The organism is Mucilaginibacter sp. P5_A6, from assembly GCF_056400585.1.
The window spans coordinates 20,921-37,977 of the sequence record NZ_JBFUKZ010000024.1 but is presented as its reverse complement, the minus strand read 5'-3'; the positions used below and the strand labels follow the sequence as shown (position 1 = coordinate 37,977).

Below are 17,057 nucleotides of genomic sequence, written 5' to 3'. Positions count from 1 at the left end.
ATAATATCTCACCTGCCTTAGTCTTCTATGATTTTTTAAAGATAAAATTCAAAATTGAATATCAATAAAAAAGAATAAATTAATCAGTATTTTAACGTATTTAAGTGTAAGGGGGTTGTGTAATAGACTAAATAATTACTTCTTTAACATTGCGGTATCAATATTGTTTAATTGCATACAGAAATTAGTATAAAAGTTATTGTCTGATGATGTAAACTGATAAGCTGCCCCATAAAAATTCCTCCAGCCGGGTTGGTTGTTTTCAAAGCTGTTGTAAAGCGGTTCTTTAAGGTCGCGTTTTAATATCGGTTGGGCGTTTTTAAAGTTGACAAAGTAGGCTACGTTGCTTCTTTCGGCCTGTAGGTTATCAAACTGGTTATATTGCTCATTTTTACTGATGAATTTGCGGTTGATATAAGTATCGGTATAGCTTAGCAGCTCCGACGGAGTAGCTGCCAGCACCAGGTAGTTATCTATGATCATAAAGTAGGGTTTCCTGAAAATACTGAAGGCATCGCCCAATAAAAAAAACGGTAGCTTTTCATAATTAAATTGCCCAACATTATCAGTGGTCATGGTACTGATGTTGGTCATTAACGGCAATAGTTTTGAACCATCTTTAACAGACACTATAGCATACTTTTCCTGGTAGCGAGTAGTTACTACAGCAAACTCATTGCTTAGCAAATGTTCAAATTCGGTTTTTAAAAACATGCCTGTTTCTTGCCTTATTTTTCCAAATAGTTTATCCTTTTCGGCGCTCACGCCAGCCTTAATGTGCCATTGCGAAAGATCGGTGGCAAACTTTTGCGGATCAGAGACCGCGAAATTAATACTGTATGCAGTAGTAGCCGGGAAAATATCTTTTAAACGAYTGATAACCGGATGCTGGTTGGCAAACAGGTTTAAATAACTAAAAGTATGGCTATTGAAACCGGTAATGCCATTAAACATCAGCGCATCGCTTTTATAGTTTAAGCTAAGCGCAGCAACGGCCGGCAACAACCGGAAACTTTTGAAAATATCGGTGTTATTATTCCTGAAAAACTGATCGAATATGGGCGATAACTGCCTGTAATTAATGTACAAATTTGCCAGCGAATTGGAATTCTGCTGATCTGGGAGGGGTACAAATATGTTTTTGCCTTTATCGCTGCGGTACAATATACTTTGATCGATAAGGGCTTTTGAAAAACTACCGATGAAAATATTATCCTCTTTTTTAATGATGTAAAAATGTTTGTTGATAGCTTTTATAAATATATCATACTCCAAACCTATTGCGTTATGATGTGAGGTTAAAGTTAAGCCACCTTTTGATTTTGTACTTATTTTGGCAAAGGCATCCGGTTCAAAACCTGTAGCTGCTGTGGTAGTTACCAGGAGGCCAATATCATCCGCGTCGGTAGGATGGATTGATATAAAAACATTTTGCCCCGAGAAGAATCCGTTAGACAGCGGAGACGATAATAATAATTTGCGCAGGGTATCCAGGTCGTTTAGTTTTGATTTGCCAACAACAGCGCTTAACAGCTGATTGCCATTAAAAATATCGTAAAATCCCTTCTCGTTATTATACTCAAATACAGCAACGGCGTTATCGGGGATGGTTTGCATCACCTGGGTGTTGCGTGCCCCCGGTGGACTTAAATTTTTAAAATAGATAACCGTAATGGATACAGCAGCAGCCAGTAAAATTATGGTGGTAACTATCAGTCGTTTCATCGCAGTTTGCTTTGCAAAGATAGAATTTTACCCTGCGGCATTAAAGTAATACTTTCAATTGGTTAACTTAGCTTTTTATATCTGCATGAACAAACAAATTATCATTACTGCTTCTGTTTTTGGTATGCTGGCGGTTGTAACCGGTGCATTTGGCGCACATGGTTTAAAAGCGGTTTTGCCGGCCGGTCAACTTGAAGTATGGCATACCGCTGTACAGTATAACTTTTATCATGTATTTGCTTTATTGTTCCTTTCAACATTTAAGGGTGATACAAAAAATAAGCTGATCAGAGCCTGTTATTACCTGTTCACCTTTGGGATCGTATTTTTCTCGGGATCACTTTACCTTTTAAGTTGCCGGAGTATTATCGGCTGGCACTGGCTCATTTATATGGGGCCAATAACCCCGTTGGGCGGCGTGTTGTTTATTTTAGGCTGGCTGTTGTTGGCTGTTGCCGCTTTTCGGGTTTTGGACAAAAGATAAAGGACAAATACATTTTGGAAAAAAGATAAACGACTATCAGACAAAGGACTAATACAGCCCATTACTTTAAAAACATTTCATGTTAGAGTTTGCCGAAATTGAATATACCGATCGTAAAACACTCTTTGTTGAAGTGATTTTGCCCCTGGCTATTTCAAAAAATTATACTTACCGTGTACCCTTTGAGCAAAACTATGTTGTGGCCATAGGCAAAAGGGTGGTAGTACAGTTTGGTAAAAGTAAACTGTATACGGCAATAGTGAAGGAGATAACAACACTGGCCCCAGAAAAATATGAGGCCAAATATATTATTGAGGTGCTGGATGATCAGCCCGTGGTTACTCCCCATCAGCTTTATTTTTGGCAATGGATTGCCGACTATTATATGTGCAATATTGGCGAGGTAATGAATGCCGCCCTGCCCGCCGCTCTTAAACTGGCCAGTGAAACCCGCATTGAACTTAATAAAGAATTTGATATAGATCGGTCGTCTCTTCATGATAAGGAGTTTTTGATTGTTGAGGCACTGGATATTCAGCCCGAACTTACTATAAGTGATATTGCCAAACTGCTGGGCCAAAAAATAGTAATGCCTATTTTGAAGCTGATGTTTGAAAAAAATATTATCCATATCAGCGAGGAAGTGAGCGAGCGTTACAAACCGCGTAAGCGCACTTTTGTTACGCTTAACCCAGTTTATAATAATCCCGAAAACCTGCGCGAACTTTTTCCGATATTGGAAAAGCGGGCTCCTAAACAGGCCGATGCACTATTGGCCTATATTAAGCTATCCCGTCATCAAAAGGCAATTACAAAAAACGAACTGATTGAGGAAAGCGGAGCAGGGGAATCGAGCATTAAAGCGCTGATTGAGAAAGATATCCTGTTTGCTGAGGAGAAGAATGTTAGCAGGCTGCATTTTGAGCAGGATGCGGATGCTATTACCAATTTTGAGCTGAGCGAACAGCAATCAGAGGTTCTGCAAAGCATCCGTAACCAGTTTGCTGAGAAGGACGTAACATTGCTGCATGGTGTAACCTCATCCGGGAAAACGCTGATCTATATAAGGCTTATTGAAGAAATGATGCGTAACGACCGCCAGGTACTTTACCTGCTGCCAGAGATAGCGTTAACCACTCATATTATAGAAAGGCTGCGGATTTATTTTGGTGCGGATATCGGTGTTTATCATTCCCGTTTTAATGATAATGAAAGGGTTGAGGTTTGGCAAAAGGTATTAAATAACGATTATAAGGTTATCCTGGGGGCCCGCTCATCATTGTTCCTGCCGTTTAACGATCTGGGGTTGATCATAGTGGATGAAGAACATGAAACCTCCTACAAACAATTTGATCCTGCACCGCGCTACAACGCCCGCGATGCTGCTGTCTTTTTGGCCAGCTCGCACCAGGGGAAGGTACTATTAGGTTCGGCCACGCCATCATTTGAAAGCTATCATAATGCCAAAACCCATAAATACGGCTTTGCCGAACTAACTGAGCGATTCGGCGGGGTACAGCTACCCGATGTTGAGGTAGTGAGCATAGCAACAGAAACAAAGCAGAAAACCATACAATCGCATTTTACCAGTGTACTGATGACTGGTATAAACGAAGCACTGGCAAACAAGGAACAGGTGATATTGTTCCAGAACCGTCGTGGGTACGCGCCTGTGCTGATGTGCAAGATCTGTGCTTATACTCCTAAATGTATTAATTGTGATGTAAGCCTTACCTATCATAAAAGCAGTGGTAAACTGCATTGCCACTATTGTGGTTATAAGGAAGATTCGCCTTCCATTTGCCCAGCCTGCGGTTCAACTCATTTGGAATATAAAGGCTTTGGCACCGAAAAAATAGAGGATGAATTAAGCTTACTGCTTCCCGAGGCCCGTATCGCCCGTATGGATCTGGATACCACCCGTTCGCGTAATTCGCTGCAAACCATATTGAATAACCTGGATGAAAAAAAGATAGATATATTGGTGGGTACCCAAATGGTTGCCAAAGGTTTGGATTTTAGCGATGTTACCCTCATCGGGATCATCAATGCCGATAGCCTGCTTAAATTTCCGGATTATAGAGCCAACGAACGCAGTTTCCAGATGCTGGCCCAGGTAAGTGGCCGGGCCGGCCGCAGGGGTAAGCAGGGCAAGGTAGTGATTCAAACTTACGATCCATTTCACCGCGTGATAAAACAGGTAATAGCCAATGATTATAACGACCTGTATTTTACCGAAATGGCCGAGCGTAAAAGCTTCAAATATCCGCCTTTTTACCGTATTATTAACCTTGACATTAAGCACAAGAATCCCGAGGTGTTGTATAACCAGGCTGTATACCTGGCCAATGAGCTTCGCAAACATTTCGGCGAACGTGTGATTGGGCCGGAAGCGCCTTTGATCAGCAGGATCCGTAACTTCTACATCAAATCTATCATGCTTAAATTTGAAAAGGATGGGATCTCGATAGTGAAAGCCAAAGCTATTTTGAAAGATGTTATTGTACAGTTTCAAACTACTAAGCTTAGCAAAGGGAGCATTGTACAGCCGGATGTGGATCCTTACTAAACACGATTTAAGGATTAGGGCAGGATTTACAGGATTTTTTGACTTGTCAACGTGTCACTATTAGGATTGATTAGTTGGATTTGTTTTGAGTTTGACCAGTTTTTTGTTGTACATTCTTTTAAATTCTAAGCTTAAGCCTCCAAAATTTATTAATAATCCATCTGCTAAACTGTAAGCTTCCAGGTAATTGATGGTTTGAGCTTTATGCAAATCATTAATTGTGTCGACGGCTTTCAACTCTAACATTACGGATTCCTCTACAAAAAAGTCAACTCTTCTGTTTCCTACTAATTCATTCCTATAAAAAATTGATATTTCCTTTTCCCTTTCGAAACGTAACCCCGCGATTTTCATTTCTATGGCCAAGGATCTTTGATAAACGGCTTCCTGAAACCCGCTGCCGAGTGTATTATGTACCTGCATCGCACAGCCAATTATTTTATGAGTTAATTCATTAATAGCTTCCGGTGATTTGGATGACATACAAGTAAGGTTTAGATGTATTAATTGTTCAAATTAAGTATAAATCATGTATCAGAGTCAACAAATCTTTTAAAATATAAACCCGAAAAACCAAATCCTGTAAATCCTGCCCAATCCTTAAATCGTGTTCAAAATATTACAACCTAACAATTAACCAATTACCTTAATCCGGTACTTTCATTAAGCAAAATCCCCAAAATCATGCTAACTTTACTGTGTAATGGCTCAGAAATATATTGATAATTATCGCGAAAAAGGTGCCCGTAAGCGATTGGTGGATATCCTGGAAAAAAAAGGTATCCAGGATGAAGAAGTGCTAAAAGCTATAGGGAAAGTACCGCGCCATTACTTTTTTGCCGAAACTTTCTGGAACCAGGCTTACCGGGATATTGCTTTCCCGATAGGTGAGGGGCAAACCATTTCGCAACCGTATACGGTTGCCTATCAAACCCAGCTGCTGCACATTCGCAAAGGCGATAAGGTGCTGGAGATTGGCACAGGTTCGGGCTATCAAACCTGTATTTTGATGGAACTTGGCGCCGATGTTTATACCATTGAGCGCCAGGAAAAGCTTTATGAAAGAACTAAATATGTACTGCCCGAAAAAATGGGCTACAAACCCCATTTCTTTTGCGGAGACGGCTCTATCGGCATAGCGAAATATGCGCCTTACGATAAAATAATTGTAACTGCAGGTGCTCCCACAGTACCGGATGTATTACTAAAACAATTGAAAATAGGCGGTATATTAGTAATACCTGTTGGTGATGAAGAAACCCAGAAAATGGTTACCGTCCTCAAAGTAGGTGAGCATGATTACGAAAAGATAGCATTGGATACCTTTAGGTTTGTGCCTTTGGTAGGGGATAAGGCGTGGTAATGTGCAGATTTCAGATGTGAAAATATGCAAATGATGTTTTATTTTTTAATAATCTGCACATCTGAAACCTGCATATCTGCACATTAGTGCGCGGGCCTGGGGTTTTATCGCTTCATCGCCCTGTCCATCTCTATTTTGGTATCGCGCTCTTTCATAGTATCGCGTTTATCAAAGGTTTTTTTACCCTGGGCAAGGCCTATCTCCAGTTTGGCAAAGCCGCGTTCGCTTATGAAAAGGGCAAGCGGGATAATGGTCAATCCTTTTTCTTCGCCCCGGGTTAGCAGTTTTTTGAGCTCTTTTTTGTTAAGGAGCAGCACACGGTCGCGTTTGGCTTCATGGTTGTAAAACGATCCGTAAGAATACTCTGATATGTGCAGGTTTCGTACAAATAGCTGGTTATTAATAAAAGTGCAAAAAGCATCATTAATATTTGCTTTGCCCTCGCGGATAGATTTAATTTCGGTACCCAGCAATTTAATGCCGGCTACGTATTTATCCAGCACGTGGTATTCAAAATAAGCTTTTTTGTTCTTTATATATATTTTATCCTCGGCCATTATTATCCTGCTGCTAAAGCTGCAAACTTACGTAAAATTTTATTTGCTCTTTATTGTTGTGCCCTATTGCGGTTTCACTATCAACACAGGTACATTTACCTTGTGCCTTACCGAATTAACCGTTGTGCCAAAAATAAGGTCTTTCAAAGCTTTGTGCCCGTGCGATCCCATTACTATAAAGTCTATCCCATTTGTGTTTACAATGTCGGCAATGGCCCTGGCGGGGTTGCCATAACCTATTTCGGCTTTGGCTTTGTAACCAAGCTTTTTCATTACTTCAACGTATTGATCTAAATTATCAACATCGCTTTTTGTTTCGTTATCCATTACCTGGCCGCCGTAATAGCGCGCGCCGGCAGTTTCCACAACGTGAATCAATGTATAATGAGCATGCTTTCCGCCTTGCATAATAGCATGGCGAAGACAATCTTTGTCGTTCTTTGAAAAATCAATGGTAATGGCTAAGTGCTTATAGGTAATGGCGTCAAGCTCATTAATAGCGGTTGCAATGCCATGTGGAACAACGTAAGCAACCTGGGTGGTATGTTTATAAAGTACTGGCCTTAGGAAAACGTATATAAGTAATAAAAAAACACCAATTACTATAGGCACAACAAAAATATAGATGTATATATCCGATTTTGGGTTCTCCTTTAACCAATCGCCAATTTGATCAACCACTAATTTCGCATTAAGTCCAACAATTAGTATTGCGCTTGCCCAGGCCAATATTTTTACTTTAAGGCTGATGGCAAAATTCCCCATTCTTTTCTTATCTGATGTAAAGTGGATGAGGGGAATTACAGCGAAACCCAATTGAAGGCTTAATACCACCTGGCTTAGTATGATCAAGTTGCCTAATGCCTGCTCCCCAAAATAAAGTATGGTAAACACAGCCGGTACAATGGCCAGCACACGGGTAAGCAATCGCCGTAGCCATGGCTCAATGCGCAGGTTAATGTGGCCTTCCATAATGATCTGCCCGGCGAGCGTGCCTGTTATAGTGGAGCTTTGCCCTGATGCTATCAGCGCTATGGCGAACAATACAGGAGCTATTCTCCCAAAGATGTGTTCCAGCAACTTATAAGCATCCTGGATCTCGGCGACCTGGAAATAGCCATTTTTGAAAAAGGCGGTCGCGGCGAGGATGAGTATGGCCGCGTTTACAAAAAAAGCAAGGTTAAGCGCAATCACAGTATCAAAAAGGTTAAACCGGATGGCCCCTTTCATGCCCTCATCTGTACGGGTGATCTTTCGGGTTTGTACCAGCGACGAATGCAGGTAAAGGTTATGCGGCATTACAGTAGCCCCAATTATACCAATAGCTATGTACAGCATTTGCCGGCTAACAGCATCGTTTTTAAACAGGTTGGCCGGAATAAAACCCTTTGCAACGTCCACTACATCGGGCGATACAATAAACATTTCTATCAAAAAGGACAGACCTATAATGAATATCATAGATATTATAAAACCCTCAAGCTTGCGCATGCCCTTGTTCATCAGGTAAAGCATCAGCACAGTATCGGTTATGGTAAGCGATACGCCCCATATGAGTGGCAGGTTGAAAAGTAGTTTTAAGCCAATGGCCATACCGATGATCTCGGCAAGATCACAGGCTATGATGGCTATCTGAGCCAATATATACAGGCAAAAGTTCGCAAAACGCGGGTAAGCACGTTTGGAAGCCTGTGCCAGATCGAGCCCGCGTACAATGCCCAGTCTCGCAGCTAATGACTGCAGTAACAGGGCAATAAGGTTTGATATAAACAGCACCCAGATAAGCTTGTAACCAAAAGCGCTGCCGCCGGCAATATCTGTAGCCCAGTTACCCGGATCCATGTAGCCTACACTAACCAGGTATGCCGGACCCAAAAAGGCCATTATACGGCGCCAGCCGATTTTACTTTCGGGGTGAACTGAGCTGTGTACGTTACCTAATGAGGGGTTATGTTCGTGTTTATTCATAAGGATATCAATAAATTATTAGCAACCTCACGGCTGATGTATATTTCTTTGTCTGTTTCGGTTTTTAAAGCCACAGAATGATCGTATTCAATAATATCGGTTATAGTTACTTTTTTACCAATGGTAAGCTGCTGTTTTTCGAGATATTGTAAAAACGATGATGTATGATCGCGTACGCCCGAAATTACCCCGCATTGGTTAACTGTTAATGCCGAAACGGGTTTTAACTCCATTGATTTAAATTTGCCGTTGCAATCAGGTATCGGGTCGCCATGTGGGTCGTGTTTGGGGTGACCCATAAATTCGTCAAGCCTGTCTATCAATTCTTCAGACGATATGTGTTCCATTTCTTCGGCCATGTCGTGAACCTGGTCCCATTTAAAATTGAGCTTTTCTACTAAAAAATATTCCCAAAGGCGGTGTTTACGTACAATGCCTATGGCTATCTTCTCGCCTGCATCCGTGAGGCTCACCCCCTGGTAACGGGTATAATTAATTAAGGCCTTATCAGCCAGCTTTTTCAGCATATCTGTAACCGATGATGCTTTGGTATTTAAGGATGCTGCAATTTGATTTGTGCTCACTATGCCGGCATCTATTGCCAGGTGATAAATGCACTTTAAATAGTTCTCCTCGGCTAATGTGTTCATTTATACAAAACTAATAAAAAATTTAGACTAATCTAAAATATGAAGACTTAGGAAATATATTTTTGTTTTACTCGTTTTAAGTGAAATTTAATTTTGTGAAATGCGGAAAATATTATATTTGCAAGTACTATGGCTGCTGAATTAGACAAAATAGACCTACAGATACTCAAGATTTTACAGGAAAATGGAAGGATAACCAACCTTCAGTTATCAAACGAAATAGGGCTTTCGCCGGCTCCAACGCTTGAGCGCGTGCGTAAACTGGAGAACGCCGCGTATATAAAAAGCTATCATGCGCTGGTAGATGAAGAAAAGCTTGGCCTGGGCATCAAAACTTTTATCCAGATCTCGCTTGATTTTCATCAAAAGAATACCATTCAAACTTTTTTGGATGAGATAAAAACTATCAAAGAAGTTACCGAGTGCCATCACGTAACCGGCCAGTGCGATTTTTTACTAAAGGTTTATGTGCGCGACATTAAATCATACGAACAACTGATCATGGAAAAAATAAGCCGCATCACGGTAGTAAAAACCTTCCAAACCATGATGATCATGTCGACGAGTAAAAAGGAACCGATTGTGCCGTTAGAATATTGATGTGCAGATATGCAGATTTCAGATGTGCAAATGAGCTTCAAAAGAGCTCATCTGCACATTTTTAGTTTATGGACTGCTCATCATTTAACTCAAGCTTTGAAATCTACAGATTAAAATTCTTAATTTATTTCATCATCTGCACATCCGCACATCTGAAATCTGCACATCTAACCTATTTGCCAATCTATTTCCGTTTTCCCTTCTCTTTTTAAAATTTCATTAGTTTTCGAAAAAGGTTTACTGCCGAAAAAGCCGCGCTCTGCCGAGAAGGGAGAGGGGTGGGCCGACCGGATGATGAAATGCTTTTTTTCATCAATCAATACTGCTTTTGATTGTGCGAATGCTCCCCAAAGGATGAATACGATGCCTTCTTTTTTATCAGATATGGTTTTGATCACCTCGTCGGTAAATTCTTCCCAGCCCTTTTTTTGATGGGAGGCCGAATCTCCGGCCCTTACGGTGAGGGTAGCGTTTAGAAGTAATACGCCTTGCTTGGCCCATTCTTCCAGGTTGCCATGTGTTGGGGTTTTAAAACCCGGGATATCGGCTTCCAGCTCCTTATAGATGTTTTTAAGCGACCGTGGTATTGCAATGCCCTTTTGTACCGAAAACGAGAGTCCGTGTGCCTGGTGAGCGCCCGGGTAAGGATCCTGCCCCAATATCACTACTTTAACATCGTCAAAAGGCGTGGTGTTAAAAGCATTGAAAATTTCGGCATTTTTGGGGTATACTATTTGTCCCGTTTCTTTCTCTTTTAATAAAAATTGTTTCAGTTTTACCATGTATGCCTTGCCAAATTCGTCTTCTAATACTGCAAGCCATGATGGGTGTAATGCATTCGACATAAAATATTTATATAGATGTTGGTTTAGCGTACAAATAAACGGATATTTGCAGTTAATATATGTATCACAAATTATGTCAAATATAGTTCGTTTAATTGTAGCGTGTGTATTCTTTGGCGCAGCTGTTGCGCTTTGTGCTTTTGGCTTTTGGGGCTGGGGTATTTTAGTATTGTTTTTTGGTGGTATCGTGTTGCTCAGTTTCTTTTTTAACGAGAACATGATCATTTCGCAATATTTCCTGCGTAAAGAGAATTCGGCCAAAGCCGAGGAATGGTTAATGAAGATAACCGATTACGAAAAACAATTACACAAAAATCAGCATGGTTATTATAACCTGTTGATTGGTTTGATCGAATCGCGCAAAGCGCCGATGAAATCTGAGAAATACTTTAAAAAATCTTTACAGCTGGGCATGAAAATGTCGCACAATATAGCTTTGGCTAAATTGAGCCTGGCGGGTATTTCTATGGCAAAACGTAATAAGCGCGAAGCGCAAATGTACCTGTCTGAAGCATCAAAAGATGATAAGAATAAATTACTTACCGACCAGATAAAGATGATGAAAGGCCAGTTGGCCCAAATGGATAAGCAAGTAGTAAGAGGGGGATATCGTCAGTTTTAATCAGATAAAGAATAGGCAAATCAAACAGCAAGCAAAAAAAGAAAAAAAATAAAGGGGACCCCAAAATGGGTCCCTTTTATTTTTCGTCAATAGCGCTAAAGTAATCAGCTGTGGCCGAATGATTTTGGTAGGGATGTACCACCACGTGGTCGCTATAGGTGTAATCGCTTTCTTCGGTTGGATTCGACACTTCAACCATTTTTAATAAACTCCTGATGAACGACAGGTTGAAATTGCTCCTGTTCAGTTTTATCAGGTATTCATTTTCGGTAATTTCCAGAATTGAATTAGTCATGATATTTGTATTTATTGTTTATTGCAAGTATAATCATCATTATTAAACCAAAAGTCGTATTTGCTTTAAGCTTTCATTAACAAATTGTTACCGTTGATATAGCGTATTTGCTTTACAGTTAGCGAATAACCATAATCATTTTTACAAAAAGTGCAACCCGACTCAAAAGAAAGATTTTCCATAATATTAATAATAGAGATACCATTATTATCGCCTATGTTTTCTGAGCAGGATATAGCATAATATTGGCTGCCGCTATAATCGCGCTTTAGCTTTGTAATATGCCCGGTACTATTAACGGTGCAACTATTTAAACGCATATATAATATTGTGATAAGGTATTACTTGTAACACAAATATATGTGTTAGCGTAAATATATTAAAGAAAAATAGATTTTTATACTATTTTAATTAAAAATTATATAGTGCGATATTAAAATTTTGATATAAAATAAAAAAGACGCATTTGGTGCGTCTCTTAAATTATTGAAAATCGAATAAATCTTACTCAAACCAACTCATCACCACTTCCTTTGCAGGCATGGTAATTTCAAGTTTTAATTTTTTGCGCATCCCGCCCAGGTCGTTAAATACTTTGTTGGGGTTGCCGGCTTTTAGTTCTTCAACTGTGTTAAAGCCCATCTTATTTAATACAGGTACCCACTCGGCCGGTACGCCCACGTTTATGAAATCATCTGCGGTAACAACTTTAGCTTTTTTCTCGGGGCGCATCTGCGGGAAGAACAATACTTCCTGTATGGTGCTCTGGTTAGTCATCAGCATCACCAAACGATCGATACCAATACCCAGGCCCGATGTTGGCGGCATACCATATTCCAGGGCGCGTAAAAAGTCATCATCCATCGCCATGGCTTCATCATCGCCACGACCGGCCAAAATCAGCTGCTCCTCTAAACGCTCGCGCTGATCTATAGGGTCATTTAATTCGGAGTAGGCATTTGCTATCTCCTTGCCATTCACAAACAGCTCAAAGCGCTCTACCAGGCCCTCTTTTGTGCGGTGTTTTTTGGCAAGCGGGGTCATCTCGATAGGGTAATCAGTGATGTAGGTAGGCTGAATAAGGTTGTGTTCAACTTTGGCGCTGAAGATCTCATCAATCAGTTTGCCTTTGCCCATGGTTGGGTTAACCTCTATCTTAAGCTCGGCACAGGTCTCGCGTAAGGCGGCCTCGTCCATGGCGGATACATCGATGCCTGTATATTTCAGGATAGAATCATACATCGACAACTTCTCATACGGACCAGCAAAGTTGATCTCGTTACTGCCCACATGTACCACCGGGATGCCATGAACGGCTTTGGCAACGGTTTCAAGACATTCCTCAACCATGGCCATCATCCAGATATAGTCTTTATAGGCCACATAAATCTCCATGGCAGTAAACTCAGGGTTGTGGGTGCGGTCCATCCCCTCGTTACGGAACATTTTGCCAAACTCATAAACACCATCAAAACCGGCAACAATCAGGCGTTTCAGGTAAAGCTCATTGGCTATGCGTAAAAACAGCGGCATATCCAGCGTGTTATGGTGTGTAGTAAACGGACGCGCCGCTGCACCACCATGTACGGGCTGCAATATTGGGGTTTCTACTTCCATCCAGCCCTGCGCGTTAAAATAGTTGCGCATGCTGCTAATAACTTTGGAGCGGTTAACAAAAATTTGTTTATAAGCCGGGTTAACAGTTAAATCCACATAACGCTGGCGATAACGCAGCTCCGGATCGGTAAATGCATCGTATATATTACCATCGTCATCCCGCCTTACTACAGGCAATGGTTTTAACGACTTGGACAGCACAATCAGCTCACGTACGTGAACGGAAATTTCGCCGGTTTGGGTTAAAAATACATAACCTTTTATACCTACGTAATCGCCAAGGTCCAGTAGTTTTTTAAATACGGTATTGTATAAAGTTTTATCCTCATCAGGGCAAATATCGTCGCGTTTCAGGTAGATCTGGATCCGCCCGGTTGAATCCTGGATCTCGGCAAAAGATGCACTGCCCATGATGCGGCGGGTCATGATACGGCCCGCGATAACTACATTTTGGTAGGCCTCCGGTTTATTTGCAAAATTATCGGTAATATCCTGTGCCCAGGCGTTAACATCAAAAGCTTCGGCAGGGTATGGGTTAATGCCCAGTGCCCTTAATTGTTGTAAAGATTCGCGGCGAATAATTTCCTGTTCGGATAGTGCAATACTCATGTTTTGAACGGTATTTTAATAAAGGTGCAAAAATAGCGTTTTTAATGGAAAAGCCCCACCTAAATCCTCCCCGGAAGGGAGGACTTTAAAAAGAAATGCAATAAAAGTGTACCCTACCGGGGAGGATTTAGAGGGGACTTCCTTTTTTTTCCTTTAAACAACCTATATTAGCTAACCAATTACCATCCGCAAATGAAAAAAATCTCTCTGATCTTATTATGCCTTATAGCTGTCACCTGCAAAGTATTTAGCCAGGATAGTACAAGTTTATATGATGCCGGTACTAAAGCTGTGCTGGTTGCCAAACAGTTCTCATTCACCGAGGGGCCGGCTGTTGATAAAAAAGGCAACGTGTTTTTTACCGATCAGCCTAATGATAAGATCTGGAAGTATGATACCGATGGCAAGCTATCCATCTTTTTAGATAGCGCGGGCCGTAGTAACGGAATGTATTTTGACAAAAAAGGTAACCTTATCAGTTGCGCCGATGAAAAAAATCAGTTATGGTCTATCAGCCCCAAAGGTAAGGTTAAGGTGCTGCTTGCCAATTATAAGGGGCAATTATTTAACGGCCCCAATGATGTTTGGGTACGCCCGGATGGTGGCTTGTACATAACCGACCCATACTACCAACGCAATTACTGGACCCGCAAAAAAACCGACCTTGACGGACAAAAGCTCTATTACCTGCCAAAAGGCGGGCATGAAGCTATAATAGTCGACGATAAATTTGTAAGGCCCAACGGCATTATAGGTACGCCCGATGGTAAATATTTGTACGTGGCCGATATTGGCGATAACAAAACCTATCGTTACGAGATTAATAAAGATGGCTCATTAAGCAACCGGACCCTTTTTACCGCACAGGGATCGGATGGAATGACGATTGATGAAAAAGGAGACATCTACCTTACCGGCAAAGGTGTTACCATTTTTAACCCCAAAGGCGAAAAGGTAGCACATATAGATATAGATGAACCCTGGACAGCCAATATCTGCTTTGGCGGTAAAAATAAGGATATGCTATTTATAACCGCATCCAAAGCGGTATATACCTTTAAAATGAAGGTAAAAGGAGTGGATTAAGCTTTTTGCTGCAATATGGAGATAATTTGTTGTTGCTCGCGATTGCTTAGCAGGTCGCCATCATAATGCCAGGGGCCTGTTTGGGGGAAAGTAATTGTCCCTAAATAGTCCGGGTTGTCTTTATTAGCTAAAGAAGGGCTGGCCTCATCTATCTCCATTTCTTCGGTAAATAGCCGCGATTCATTGTCAACCGATGTTTTGTATATGTTGTATACCCCGGTATTTGCCAGGTTGTGCTTCAATACCGGTTCAATGATGATGCTTCTCGAACTGCCATCAGCGTGCTTTAAATCTACATAAACCGGATTTTTCATAGCTGTATGATTTTTATAGATGATACAATATAATACAATGCGGAATGGAACTTTGTTTTTGGTTATTTATTCGCCGCAAGAATTACACTTGATCCATTTAATTATAAAAATATATAGAAACAAGAAGCGCCCTCTGATGGGCAGGGGCGCGTTCTAACCAATTATAAACCTAAATTATGAGAAGAGCTGTAAGGGAGGTCTCGAACCATCTGTTGCTGCCGTTCAGCGCCTTACATTTATTACACTGCAAATATACAACACATCTTTTATTTTGCAAATGTTTTAAGTAAAAATATTAATTATTAACAATTTGATAAAAATTAACCGTTTACTATGCAATATTGATAATAAAATAACTGTTGTTTTAACACGTTATCGCCTGTGTATCAATATGTTTATTTTTAAGCATCAATGATATCAATATGACCTTGAATTTTAAAAAGTGGCAAACTTTATAAAAAATATCACAAAGTTTACAGAATTCGATTTCGCGTATTGAAAATAAATACGTTATTTTTTATGAATTATTGTATGATTTACATTAATTATTTTCTTTTTGTGGTAATATTGGTTAGCCAACAATAAGTAGTAAAACAACAAGTAATAAATTTAAAAGCCGCGGTACTTATGGCGGCTTTTAAGGGTTCAATCAATAAAATAATATTACAGCATTAATTCTGTGCGGCGGGTGCGGTATCAGCCTTTTTCTTAGCTTCCTTTTTTTCTTTTTTCGCTGCTACTAAAGCAACATATTTAGTTTTTTGCTCAGGAGTAAGTATCGCCTTTAATTTCGCATCAGCCTGGTCACGGATCAGTTTATGCGCATATTTCTGCTCTTTTTTATCATTAGTTGTTTTAAGCGCTTTTAAGCTATCCAGGCTTTTAGCCTGATCCAGCAACACGGTGTTCACCTTACTGATCTGGCTATTGTTAAGGTTTAACTGTTGCGTTAATACCTTGGTTTGTTTGGCTGCTTTTAATGCCGGTGTTACAGGGGCTTTGTCTTGTGCATTTGCAAACAGGCCTAAACCGGCTATAAGCGCTAGCATCAATAATAACTTTTTCATAGTTTATGTTTTTTGTGGTTGTAGGACTGGTTTTTTTGGTATTGGTTTAACTCCTGCCAATTTACAATTTATAATAATTGATAGGAAAGCAACACAGCCCCGCTTTTAAATATTTTGGTATCCGTTAATTCCAGGTTGAGTTGTTTGTTTATGCCGCTGAATATCGGTGTACCACTGCCTAAAGCTATCGGGTCAATCATAAGCTGGATGCTATCTAACAAGCCCTCGTCGGCCAGTTGGCTAATGATATTGCCGCTGCCCAATATCGTCAGGTCATGGCCTGGTGTTTGCTTTAGCTTTTTAACTTCGGCTATCATGTCGCTCACGATTGTGGTATTTTGCCAGTCTGCCTTTTTTAATGTTTTTGAGAAAACAATCTTTTGGGCGTCGTTCATGCCTTTGGCAACTTCGGGCATGCTTTCCCGGGCCATAGGTGAAGGCCAGAAACCGGCCATCATTTCATAGGTTAAGCGCCCAAAAAGCAATATGTTGCCGGCCTGCATATTATCCCCGGCAAACCTGCTGCCTTCGTCGTCATGTTCATGCCAGGCGGTTGTGCCACTGGCATCCTTATAAAAGCCATTTAAGGTTACAAAATTAAATGCTGTTAACTTTCTCATGATGTTTGATTTTTAGATGTATTAAAATTTGACTTATACACCTATATCAAATGAAACAACAAATAT

General features: G+C 40.6%; 18 protein-coding genes. 6 read left to right on the top strand and 12 right to left on the bottom strand.

Features of this window, described 5'->3' with window-relative positions; all coding sequences use genetic code 11:
• Positions 1–135: 135 nt before the first annotated feature.
• Positions 136–1,725, bottom strand: a complete 1,590-nt coding sequence (locus AC1DO4_RS22025; RefSeq protein ID WP_477419728.1) for a hypothetical protein — start codon at positions 1,723–1,725, stop codon at positions 136–138.
• An 85-nt stretch (positions 1,726–1,810) separates the two neighbouring features.
• On the opposite strand from AC1DO4_RS22025, the gene AC1DO4_RS22020 reads away from it, so the two are divergent.
• Positions 1,811–2,209, top strand: a complete 399-nt coding sequence (locus tag AC1DO4_RS22020; protein ID WP_477419727.1) for a DUF423 domain-containing protein — start codon at positions 1,811–1,813, stop codon at positions 2,207–2,209.
• Positions 2,210–2,288: 79 nt separating this feature from the next.
• Positions 2,289–4,778, top strand: coding sequence for a replication restart helicase PriA (gene priA / locus AC1DO4_RS22015; protein WP_477419726.1), 2,490 nt, complete (start codon positions 2,289–2,291; stop codon positions 4,776–4,778).
• A gap of 60 nt (positions 4,779–4,838) precedes the next feature.
• Here the strand turns inward: priA and AC1DO4_RS22010 are convergent, their stop codons facing one another.
• Positions 4,839–5,261: a GxxExxY protein gene (locus tag AC1DO4_RS22010; protein ID WP_477419725.1), complete on the bottom strand. Its 423-nt coding sequence runs from the start codon at positions 5,259–5,261 to the stop codon at positions 4,839–4,841.
• Between the two features lie 220 nt (positions 5,262–5,481).
• Between AC1DO4_RS22010 and AC1DO4_RS22005 the strand changes: the two genes are divergently transcribed.
• The gene (locus tag AC1DO4_RS22005) at positions 5,482–6,141 is read left to right on the top strand and encodes a protein-L-isoaspartate(D-aspartate) O-methyltransferase (protein WP_477419724.1); all 660 of its coding nucleotides are present in this window, start codon (positions 5,482–5,484) and stop codon (positions 6,139–6,141) included.
• Positions 6,142–6,245: 104 nt separating this feature from the next.
• On the opposite strand, the gene smpB is transcribed toward AC1DO4_RS22005, so the two are convergent.
• From smpB to AC1DO4_RS21990, 3 genes are all read right to left on the bottom strand, one after another.
• The gene (gene smpB / locus AC1DO4_RS22000) at positions 6,246–6,698 is read right to left on the bottom strand and encodes an SsrA-binding protein SmpB (protein WP_477408441.1); all 453 of its coding nucleotides are present in this window, start codon (positions 6,696–6,698) and stop codon (positions 6,246–6,248) included.
• Between the two features lie 63 nt (positions 6,699–6,761).
• Positions 6,762–8,666 (bottom strand): Nramp family divalent metal transporter, encoded by a 1,905-nt coding sequence (locus AC1DO4_RS21995; RefSeq protein ID WP_477419723.1) that lies wholly within the window; start codon positions 8,664–8,666, stop codon positions 6,762–6,764.
• Positions 8,663–9,316 carry a metal-dependent transcriptional regulator gene (locus tag AC1DO4_RS21990; protein ID WP_477419722.1) on the bottom strand — a complete coding sequence of 218 codons (654 nt, stop codon included), beginning with the start codon at positions 9,314–9,316 and terminating at the stop codon, positions 8,663–8,665. Before AC1DO4_RS21990 ends, AC1DO4_RS21995 begins: the two co-directional genes overlap by 4 nt.
• 129 nt (positions 9,317–9,445) lie before the next feature.
• On the opposite strand from AC1DO4_RS21990, the gene AC1DO4_RS21985 reads away from it, so the two are divergent.
• Positions 9,446–9,916, top strand: coding sequence for an Lrp/AsnC family transcriptional regulator (locus AC1DO4_RS21985; RefSeq protein ID WP_295719405.1), 471 nt, complete (start codon positions 9,446–9,448; stop codon positions 9,914–9,916).
• 167 nt (positions 9,917–10,083) lie between these two features.
• Here AC1DO4_RS21985 and ung read toward each other — a convergent pair whose 3' ends face one another.
• Positions 10,084–10,761, bottom strand: coding sequence for a uracil-DNA glycosylase (ung, locus tag AC1DO4_RS21980; RefSeq protein WP_477419721.1), 678 nt, complete (start codon positions 10,759–10,761; stop codon positions 10,084–10,086).
• 73 nt (positions 10,762–10,834) lie between these two features.
• Here ung and AC1DO4_RS21975 point away from each other — a divergent pair, with 73 nt between their 5' ends.
• A complete protein-coding gene (locus AC1DO4_RS21975; protein ID WP_477408343.1) occupies positions 10,835–11,383 on the top strand; it encodes a DUF2892 domain-containing protein in 549 nt (182 codons plus the stop codon).
• 76 nt (positions 11,384–11,459) lie between these two features.
• Here AC1DO4_RS21975 and AC1DO4_RS21970 read toward each other — a convergent pair whose 3' ends face one another.
• The 3 genes from AC1DO4_RS21970 to lysS all read right to left on the bottom strand — a co-directional run bounded on the left by AC1DO4_RS21970 (position 11,460) and on the right by lysS (position 13,904).
• Entirely contained in the window at positions 11,460–11,678 is a 219-nt protein-coding gene (locus AC1DO4_RS21970; protein ID WP_477408342.1) for a hypothetical protein, read from the bottom strand.
• A 65-nt stretch (positions 11,679–11,743) separates the two neighbouring features.
• Positions 11,744–11,998 carry a hypothetical protein gene (locus AC1DO4_RS21965; RefSeq protein WP_477419720.1) on the bottom strand — a complete coding sequence of 85 codons (255 nt, stop codon included), beginning with the start codon at positions 11,996–11,998 and terminating at the stop codon, positions 11,744–11,746.
• A 184-nt stretch (positions 11,999–12,182) separates the two neighbouring features.
• On the bottom strand, positions 12,183–13,904 hold the full coding sequence (gene lysS, locus AC1DO4_RS21960; RefSeq protein WP_477419719.1) for a lysine--tRNA ligase: 1,722 nt from the start codon (positions 13,902–13,904) through the stop codon (positions 12,183–12,185).
• 192 nt (positions 13,905–14,096) lie between these two features.
• Between lysS and AC1DO4_RS21955 the strand changes: the two genes are divergently transcribed.
• The gene (locus AC1DO4_RS21955) at positions 14,097–14,990 is read left to right on the top strand and encodes an SMP-30/gluconolactonase/LRE family protein (protein ID WP_477419718.1); all 894 of its coding nucleotides are present in this window, start codon (positions 14,097–14,099) and stop codon (positions 14,988–14,990) included.
• Here AC1DO4_RS21955 and AC1DO4_RS21950 read toward each other — a convergent pair.
• From AC1DO4_RS21950 to AC1DO4_RS21940, 3 genes are all read right to left on the bottom strand, one after another.
• Complete coding sequence (locus tag AC1DO4_RS21950; protein WP_477419717.1) at positions 14,987–15,304, bottom strand: hypothetical protein; 318 nt, start codon at positions 15,302–15,304, stop codon at positions 14,987–14,989. The genes AC1DO4_RS21955 and AC1DO4_RS21950 overlap by 4 nt on opposite strands.
• A 671-nt stretch (positions 15,305–15,975) precedes the next feature.
• Positions 15,976–16,371, bottom strand: coding sequence for a hypothetical protein (locus tag AC1DO4_RS21945; RefSeq protein WP_477419716.1), 396 nt, complete (start codon positions 16,369–16,371; stop codon positions 15,976–15,978).
• A gap of 68 nt (positions 16,372–16,439) precedes the next feature.
• Positions 16,440–16,991: a dihydrofolate reductase family protein gene (locus tag AC1DO4_RS21940; protein WP_477419715.1), complete on the bottom strand. Its 552-nt coding sequence runs from the start codon at positions 16,989–16,991 to the stop codon at positions 16,440–16,442.
• Positions 16,992–17,057 lie beyond the last annotated feature (66 nt).

Coding starts and splice junctions, on each gene's coding strand:
- AC1DO4_RS22020 (WP_477419727.1), top strand. CDS start 1,811: ATGAACAAACAAATTATCATTACTGCTTCTGTTTTTGGTATGCTGGCG.
- priA (WP_477419726.1), top strand. CDS start 2,289: ATGTTAGAGTTTGCCGAAATTGAATATACCGATCGTAAAACACTCTTT.
- AC1DO4_RS22010 (WP_477419725.1), bottom strand. CDS start 5,261: ATGTCATCCAAATCACCGGAAGCTATTAATGAATTAACTCATAAAATA.
- AC1DO4_RS22005 (WP_477419724.1), top strand. CDS start 5,482: ATGGCTCAGAAATATATTGATAATTATCGCGAAAAAGGTGCCCGTAAG.
- smpB (WP_477408441.1), bottom strand. CDS start 6,698: ATGGCCGAGGATAAAATATATATAAAGAACAAAAAAGCTTATTTTGAA.
- AC1DO4_RS21995 (WP_477419723.1), bottom strand. CDS start 8,666: ATGAATAAACACGAACATAACCCCTCATTAGGTAACGTACACAGCTCA.
- AC1DO4_RS21990 (WP_477419722.1), bottom strand. CDS start 9,316: ATGAACACATTAGCCGAGGAGAACTATTTAAAGTGCATTTATCACCTG.
- AC1DO4_RS21985 (WP_295719405.1), top strand. CDS start 9,446: ATGGCTGCTGAATTAGACAAAATAGACCTACAGATACTCAAGATTTTA.
- ung (WP_477419721.1), bottom strand. CDS start 10,761: ATGTCGAATGCATTACACCCATCATGGCTTGCAGTATTAGAAGACGAA.
- AC1DO4_RS21975 (WP_477408343.1), top strand. CDS start 10,835: ATGTCAAATATAGTTCGTTTAATTGTAGCGTGTGTATTCTTTGGCGCA.
- AC1DO4_RS21970 (WP_477408342.1), bottom strand. CDS start 11,678: ATGACTAATTCAATTCTGGAAATTACCGAAAATGAATACCTGATAAAA.
- AC1DO4_RS21965 (WP_477419720.1), bottom strand. CDS start 11,998: ATGCGTTTAAATAGTTGCACCGTTAATAGTACCGGGCATATTACAAAG.
- lysS (WP_477419719.1), bottom strand. CDS start 13,904: ATGAGTATTGCACTATCCGAACAGGAAATTATTCGCCGCGAATCTTTA.
- AC1DO4_RS21955 (WP_477419718.1), top strand. CDS start 14,097: ATGAAAAAAATCTCTCTGATCTTATTATGCCTTATAGCTGTCACCTGC.
- AC1DO4_RS21950 (WP_477419717.1), bottom strand. CDS start 15,304: ATGAAAAATCCGGTTTATGTAGATTTAAAGCACGCTGATGGCAGTTCG.
- AC1DO4_RS21945 (WP_477419716.1), bottom strand. CDS start 16,371: ATGAAAAAGTTATTATTGATGCTAGCGCTTATAGCCGGTTTAGGCCTG.
- AC1DO4_RS21940 (WP_477419715.1), bottom strand. CDS start 16,991: ATGAGAAAGTTAACAGCATTTAATTTTGTAACCTTAAATGGCTTTTAT.